The sequence below is a fragment of the Streptomyces sp. NPDC046881 genome (assembly GCF_040645015.1).
Taxonomy (GTDB): Bacteria; Actinomycetota; Actinomycetes; order Streptomycetales; family Streptomycetaceae; genus Streptomyces.
Genome location: NZ_JBEYXJ010000200.1, coordinates 1 through 6,479, shown reverse-complemented (window position 1 = coordinate 6,479; position 6,479 = coordinate 1). Strand labels below are relative to the sequence as shown.

The window sequence follows — 6,479 nt, the reverse complement described above, 5'->3', positions numbered from 1 at the left end:
GTACGGCCCCGGCTGCTGCGGGTACGGGTGCGCGTGACCTGCCCGCGCCGGCCGGCCCGTTCGCGATGATGTCCCGGAACGTCCGCGGTTCAGGAACGTCTGGCGCCGGAAAACTATCATCGCTAGTTTGTGTGCCTGACGACGCGGACCCGCCGGGAGGACACAGCATGAAGGCACATGACGGCCTGTACATCGACGGCGCCTGGCGCCCCGCCGAGAGCAGGGACGTGATCGACGTCGTCAACCCCGCCGACGAGCAGGTCATCGGCCGGGTCCCGGCGGGCGGCGCGCTGGACGTCGACACCGCCGTACGGGCCGCGCGCGCCGCCCTGCCCGGGTGGGCCGCCACACCGCCGGCCGAGCGGGCCGCCCGCCTGACCGCCCTGCGGGACGCCCTCGCGGCCCGCACGGACGAGATCGCCGAGACGGTCACCGCGGAACTGGGCTCGCCGCTCCCGTTCTCCCGGAACGTGCACGCCGCCGTGCCGATCGCCGTCGCCGGCTCCTACGCCGAGCTGGCCGCGACCCATGCCTTCGAGGAGAAGGTCGGCAACTCCACCGTCCTGCACGAGCCGGTCGGCGTGGTCGGCGCGATCACCCCGTGGAACTACCCCCTCCACCAGATCGTCGCCAAGGTCGCCCCGGCCCTCGCCGCCGGCTGCACGATCGTCCTCAAGCCCGCCGAGGACACCCCGCTCACCGCCCAGCTCTTCGCCGAGGCGGTGCACGAGGCGGGCCTGCCCGCGGGCGTGTTCAACCTGGTCACCGGCCTCGGCCCGGTCGCCGGACAGGCCCTCGCCGAGCACCCGGGCGTCGACCTGGTCTCCTTCACCGGCTCCACGGCGGTCGGCCGGCAGATCGGCGCGGTGGCGGGAGCCGCCGTGAAGAAGGTCGCCCTCGAACTGGGCGGCAAGTCGGCCAACGTCATCCTGCCGGGCGCCGACCTCGCCAAGGCGGTCAACGTCGGTGTCGCCAACGTGATGTCCAACTCCGGCCAGACGTGCAGCGCCTGGACCCGGATGCTGGTCCACCGCGACCGGTACGCCGAGGCCGTCGAACTGGCCGCCACCGCCGCCGCCAAGTACGCCGACCGCATCGGCCCGGTGGTCAGCGCCAGGCAGCAGGCCCGGGTGCGCGGCTACATCGAGAAGGGCGTCGCCGAGGGCGCCCGGCTGGTCGCCGGCGGCCCCGAGGCCCCGCGGGAGAAGGGCTACTTCGTCAGCCCCACGGTCTTCGCGGACGTGACACCCGAGATGACCATCGCCCAGGAGGAGATCTTCGGCCCGGTCCTGTCGATCCTGCGGTACGACGACGAGGAGGACGCCCTGCGCATCGCCAACGGCACGGTGTACGGCCTAGCGGGCGCCGTCTGGGCCGCCGACGAGGCCGGCGCGGTGGCCTTCGCCCGCCGCATGGACACCGGCCAGGTCGACATCAACGGCGGCCGGTTCAACCCCCTCGCGCCCTTCGGCGGTTACAAGCAGTCCGGCGTCGGCCGGGAACTCGGCGCGCACGGGCTCGCCGAGTACCTGCAGACCAAGTCCCTCCAGTTCTAAGGAAGTCCGACTCCCATGGCCGTACGAGCCGCCGTCCTGCCCGCCATCGGCGCCCCGCTGGAGATCACCGGCATCGAGCTGCCCGACCCGGGGCCCGGCCAGGTCCGGGTCCGCCTCGCCGCCGCAGGCGTCTGCCACTCCGACCTGTCCCTGTCCAACGGCACCATGCGGGTGCCGGTCCCGGCCGTCCTCGGCCACGAGGGCGCCGGCACCGTCGTCGCCGTCGGAGAGGGCGTCACCCACGTCTCGCCCGGCGCCCCCGTGGTCCTCAACTGGGCCCCGTCCTGCGGAAGGTGCCATGCCTGCACGCTCGGCGAGGTCTGGCTGTGCGCCAACGCGCTGAACGGCGCCGCGGACGTCTACGCCCGCACCACCGACGGCACCGAGCTGCACCCCGGCCTGAACGTGGCCGCGTTCGCCGAGGAGACGGTGGTCGCCGCGTCCTGCGTGCTGCCGCTGCCGGACGGGGTGCCGCTGGCCGACGCCGCCCTGCTGGGCTGCGCCGTCCTCACCGGGTACGGCGCCGTCCACCACGCGGCGAAGGTCCGCGAGGGCGAGACGGTCGCCGTGTTCGGGGTCGGCGGGGTCGGCCTCGCCACCCTCCAGGCGGCCCGGATCGCCGGCGCGTCCCGCATCGTCGCGGTCGACGTCTCGCCCGCGAAGGAGGAACTGGCCCGCGCGGCCGGCGCCACGGACTACGTCCTCGCCTCCGAGACCACCCCCCGGGAGATCCGCGCCCTGACCGGCAAGCAGGGCGTCGACGTCGCCGTGGAGTGCGCGGGCCGCGCGGTCAGCATCCGCGCCGCCTGGGACTCCACCCGCCGGGGCGGCCGTACCACGGTCGTCGGCATCGGCGGCAAGGACGAGCAGGTCACCTTCAACGCCCTGGAGATCTTCCACTGGGGCCGCACCCTGTCCGGCTGCGTCTACGGCAACACCGACCCGGCCCGCGACCTGCCGGTCCTCGCCGAGCACGTGCGCAAGGGCCGACTGGACCTGTCGGTCCTGGTCACCGAGCGGATCGGGCTGGAGGGCATTCCGTCGGCCTTCGAGAACATGCTGGCCGGGAAGGGCGGCCGGGCCCTGGTGCTCTTCTGACCTGGCGCGCGGGCCGGTTCAGCGCAACGCCGTCGGCGCGATGCCGAGCAGCTCGCCCAGGGCCCGTTCGCCCGACGGCGTCACCTTCACGGCCCGCTCGGACCCGATCCGCACGCACCACCCGGCGTCCAGCACATGCCGGCACAGTGCGGCACCGGCCGCCCCGGCGAGGTGGGGCCGTCGTTCGGTCCAGTCGAGGCAGGCGCGGGCGAGCGGGCGGCGCCCGCCGGTTCCGAGGGGAATTCCCGCCGCGCCGAACCACGCCAGCCCCGCGTCCGTCAGCGCGAACCCGGTGTCCTGGCGCAGCAGGCCCTGCTCGGTCAGCGCGTCGGTGACGGTGATGCCGAGCCGCCCGGCCAGGTGGTCGTAGCAGGTACGGCCCCGGGCCATGGCGGCGTCCGCGCTCGACTGCCGCAGGGTGCGCGGAGTCCGCCGTACCGCGGGGGCGGGCACCTGCGCGGCCAGGTCCTCGACGAGCTGCGCCACCCGCGCGCCGGCCAGCCGGACGTACCGGTGCCGGCCCTGCCGTTCCTCGGCGAGGAGGCCGCCGGCCACGAGCCTGCCCAGGTGCTCGCTCAGCGTGGACGCGGCGACCCCCGCGTGCCGGGCCAGCTCACCGGCGCTCCAGGCCCGCCCGTCCAGCAGCGCGAGCAGGCACGCGGCCCGGGTCTCGTCGGCGATCAGCGAGGCGAGCGAGGCGAGGCCGGCGGCCTGGGGATCCTTCGTGCGCATGCACCCAGCATGCGGCAGCGACGCTTCGGCGCCGGCCGAAGGGTCCTCACGCGCTCAGCCGCACCTGCTCGTACTGCTGCGCCAGCCCGTCCAACAGCGCGCTCAGACCCGTCTCGAAGGCCCGCTCGTCGATCTTCTCCTGCTGCTCGGCGAGCAGGTGGGCCTGACCGAGGTGGGGATAGTCGGCGGGGTCGTAGGCGCTCGCGTCGTCCACGAAGCCGCCGGCGAACGAACCGAGCGCCGAGCCCATGATGAAGTACCGCATCAGCGCGCCGATGGAGGTGGCCTGCGCCGGCGGCCAGCCCGCGTCGACCATCGCGCCGTAGACCGCGTCCGCCAGCCGGAGCGCGGCGGGCCGACGGCCGGGGCCGCGGGCGAGGACCGGGACGATGTTCGGGTGGTCGCGCAGGGCGGCCCGGTAGGAGACCGCCCAGTCGTGCAGCGCGGTCCGCCAGTCCCGGCCGTCCTCGAACATCGACAGGTCGACCAGCGCGCTCACCGAGTCCGCGACCGCCTCCAGGATCTCGTCCTTGGTGCGGAAGTGGTTGTAGAGCGAGGGCCCGCTCACCCCCAGCTCCGCGGCGAGCCGGCGGGTGGAGACCGCCGTCAGGCCCTCCCGGTCCACGAGGTCCCGGGCCGTCTCGACGATCCGGTCGGTGCTGAGGAGGGGCTTGCGCGGTCGGGCCATGGCGCACATAGTAGGGCTGCGACTGGAAACTAGCAGTGCTAATTTAAATGTACGGCTTTCAAGGTGTGGGGTGATCTCGTGGTGAACCTGGGGCTCAGCGAGGAGCAGACGGCCGTACGGCGGCTCGCCCGGGACTTCGTGGAGCGCGAGATCGCTCCGCACACCGTCGCCTGGGACCGCGCCGAGGAGGTCGACCGGGGGATCGTGAAGAAGCTCGGCGAGGTCGGCTTCCTCGGTCTGACCGTCGGCGAGGAGTACGGCGGCTCCGGCGGCGACCACCTCTCCTACTGCCTGGTCACCGAGGAACTGGGCCGCGGCGACTCCTCGGTCCGCGGGATCGTCTCCGTCTCCCTCGGGCTCGTCGCCAAGACGATCGCCGCCTGGGGGAGCGAGGAGCAGAAGCGGCGCTGGCTGCCGGGGCTCACCGCGGGCGAGTACGTCGGCTGCTTCGGCCTCACCGAGCCCGGCACCGGCTCCGACGCGGGCAACCTCATCACCCGAGCGGTGCGCGACGGCGACGACTACGTGGTGAACGGCACCAAGATGTTCATCACCAACGGCACCTGGGCCGACGTCGTCCTGCTCTTCGCCCGTTCCACCGACGCCCCCGGCCACAAGGGCGTGTCCGCCTTCCTGGTCCCCACCGACACCCCCGGCCTGACCCGCCGCACCATCCACGGCAAGCTCGGCCTGCGCGGCCAGGCCACCGCGGAACTCGTCCTGGAGGACGTGCGCGTGCCCGCCTCGGCGATGCTCGGCGAGGAGGGAAAGGGCTTCTCGGTCGCCATGTCCGCGCTGGCCAAGGGGCGGATGTCGGTGGCCGCCGGCTGCGTCGGGATAGCCCAGGCCGCGCTGGACGCGGCCGTCCGCTACGCCGGTGAGCGGGAGCAGTTCGGAGGGCCCATCGCCCGGCACCAGCTGGTGCAGGAGCTGATCAGCGACATCGCCGTCGACGTGGACGCGGCCCGGCTGCTGACCTGGCGGGTCGCCGACCTGATCGACCGCGGCGAGCCGTTCGCCGTCGAGTCCTCCAAGGCCAAGCTGTTCGCCTCCGAGGCCGCCGTCCGCGCCGCCAACAACGCCCTCCAGGTCTTCGGCGGCTACGGCTACATCGACGAGTACCCCGCCGGCAAACTCCTGCGCGACGCCCGGGTGATGACCCTCTACGAGGGCACCAGTCAGATCCAGAAGCTGCTCATCGGGCGTTCCCTGACGGGGGTTTCGGCCTTCTGAGTACCTTCCTGAGTATCCCGGCGGATGTGGCGCAGGCCGTGTCCGCCGATGCTCTGTCCATGAGTGACACACCGGTCAGACAGCAGAGCACGGCCGCGTTCTACGGCCAGGCCGTCGCCTCCTTCGCGGTCGCCATGGCGGCCACCGCCATCGGCATCCTCCGGCTCGACGCCGACGCCTGGGTCCGCGGCTTCCTGGCGATCGCCGTCCTCTACCTCGTCACGTCCGCCTTCACCCTCGCCAAGGTCATCCGGGACCGGCAGGAGGCCGGGCAGCTCGTCAGCCGCGTCGACCAGGCCCGCCTGGAGAAGCTGCTCGCCGACCACGACCCCTTCGAGAAGCTCTGAGGCTACGCTAAGCGCTCGCTCACCGTCGGCGGTATGGTGGTGCTCCTGTCACGAGAGGGGCGAGCGAGCGATGAGTACGGCGGAGGAGACGACCGGCGGCGAAGTGGAGCCGTGGGAAGAGGTCACCCCTGATGCGGCCCGGCGGCTGCTCATCGCCGCCGTGGAGGCCTTCGCCGAGCGTGGTTACCACGCGACGACGACCCGGGACATCGCGGGCCGCGCCGGCATGAGCCCGGCCGCGCTCTACATCCACTACAAGACCAAGGAAGAGCTGCTCCACCGGATCAGCCGGATCGGCCACGACAGGGCCCTGGCCATCCTGCGCGCGGCGGCCCGCCGCGAGGGCAGCGCAGAGGAGCGGCTGGCCGACGCCGTCGGCTCCTTCGTCCGCTGGCACGCCGGACGGCGCACCACGGCGCGGGTCGTGCAGTACGAACTCGACGCCCTCGGCCCCGAGGCCCGCGCCGAGATCGTCGCGCTGCGCCAGCAGGTGGACGCCGAGGTGCGCGGGATCATCGAGGACGGCGTGGCCTCGGGCGAGTTCGACGTGCTCGACGTCCACGGGACCACGCTCGCCGTGCTGTCGCTGTGCATCGACGTGGCCCGCTGGTTCAACGTCAACGGTCCACGCACCCCCGACGAGGTCGGCGCGCTCTACGCCGACCTCGTGCTGCGCATGGTCGGGGCCCGACGGACCTAGGGTCTTTCTTCCGGATCAGGCCGGTCCCGAGCGACCGCGCCACCTGGCCGACCCGAGCGGGGCTTGGTGCGTGCAGCTGCAAGGCGGAGGAGGGAGTCGACGCGGAGCGTCGAGGACCGACGACA

7 protein-coding genes are annotated in these 6,479 nt (G+C 73.2%); 5 read left to right on the top strand and 2 right to left on the bottom strand.

The features are described from left to right. Window positions 1-167 precede the first annotated feature (167 nt). Together ABZ923_RS40650 and ABZ923_RS40645 are read left to right on the top strand one after the other, a co-directional pair. Window positions 168-1,556: an aldehyde dehydrogenase family protein gene (locus ABZ923_RS40650; protein WP_361483267.1), complete on the top strand. Its 1,389-nt coding sequence runs from the start codon at window positions 168-170 to the stop codon at window positions 1,554-1,556. Window positions 1,557-1,571: 15 nt separating this feature from the next. After that, a complete protein-coding gene (locus ABZ923_RS40645) occupies window positions 1,572-2,654 on the top strand; it encodes a Zn-dependent alcohol dehydrogenase (protein WP_361483264.1) in 1,083 nt (360 codons plus the stop codon). Between the two features lie 18 nt (window positions 2,655-2,672). Here ABZ923_RS40645 and ABZ923_RS40640 read toward each other — a convergent pair whose 3' ends face one another. Beyond that, complete coding sequence (locus ABZ923_RS40640; RefSeq protein WP_361483261.1) at window positions 2,673-3,386, bottom strand: winged helix-turn-helix domain-containing protein; 714 nt, start codon at window positions 3,384-3,386, stop codon at window positions 2,673-2,675. 46 nt (window positions 3,387-3,432) lie between these two features. Next, window positions 3,433-4,074 carry a TetR/AcrR family transcriptional regulator gene (locus tag ABZ923_RS40635; RefSeq protein WP_361483258.1) on the bottom strand — a complete coding sequence of 214 codons (642 nt, stop codon included), beginning with the start codon at window positions 4,072-4,074 and terminating at the stop codon, window positions 3,433-3,435. Window positions 4,075-4,155: 81 nt separating this feature from the next. Between ABZ923_RS40635 and ABZ923_RS40630 the strand changes: the two genes are divergently transcribed. The 3 genes from ABZ923_RS40630 (at window position 4,156) to ABZ923_RS40620 (ending at window position 6,354) form a co-directional block, all read left to right on the top strand. Continuing rightward, window positions 4,156-5,307 (top strand): acyl-CoA dehydrogenase family protein, encoded by a 1,152-nt coding sequence (locus ABZ923_RS40630; RefSeq protein WP_361483270.1) that lies wholly within the window; start codon window positions 4,156-4,158, stop codon window positions 5,305-5,307. Window positions 5,308-5,366: 59 nt separating this feature from the next. Continuing rightward, window positions 5,367-5,654 (top strand): YiaA/YiaB family inner membrane protein, encoded by a 288-nt coding sequence (locus tag ABZ923_RS40625; RefSeq protein ID WP_361483255.1) that lies wholly within the window; start codon window positions 5,367-5,369, stop codon window positions 5,652-5,654. 70 nt (window positions 5,655-5,724) lie between these two features. Continuing rightward, window positions 5,725-6,354 carry a TetR/AcrR family transcriptional regulator gene (locus tag ABZ923_RS40620; protein WP_361483252.1) on the top strand — a complete coding sequence of 210 codons (630 nt, stop codon included), beginning with the start codon at window positions 5,725-5,727 and terminating at the stop codon, window positions 6,352-6,354. Window positions 6,355-6,479: the final 125 nt, after the last annotated feature.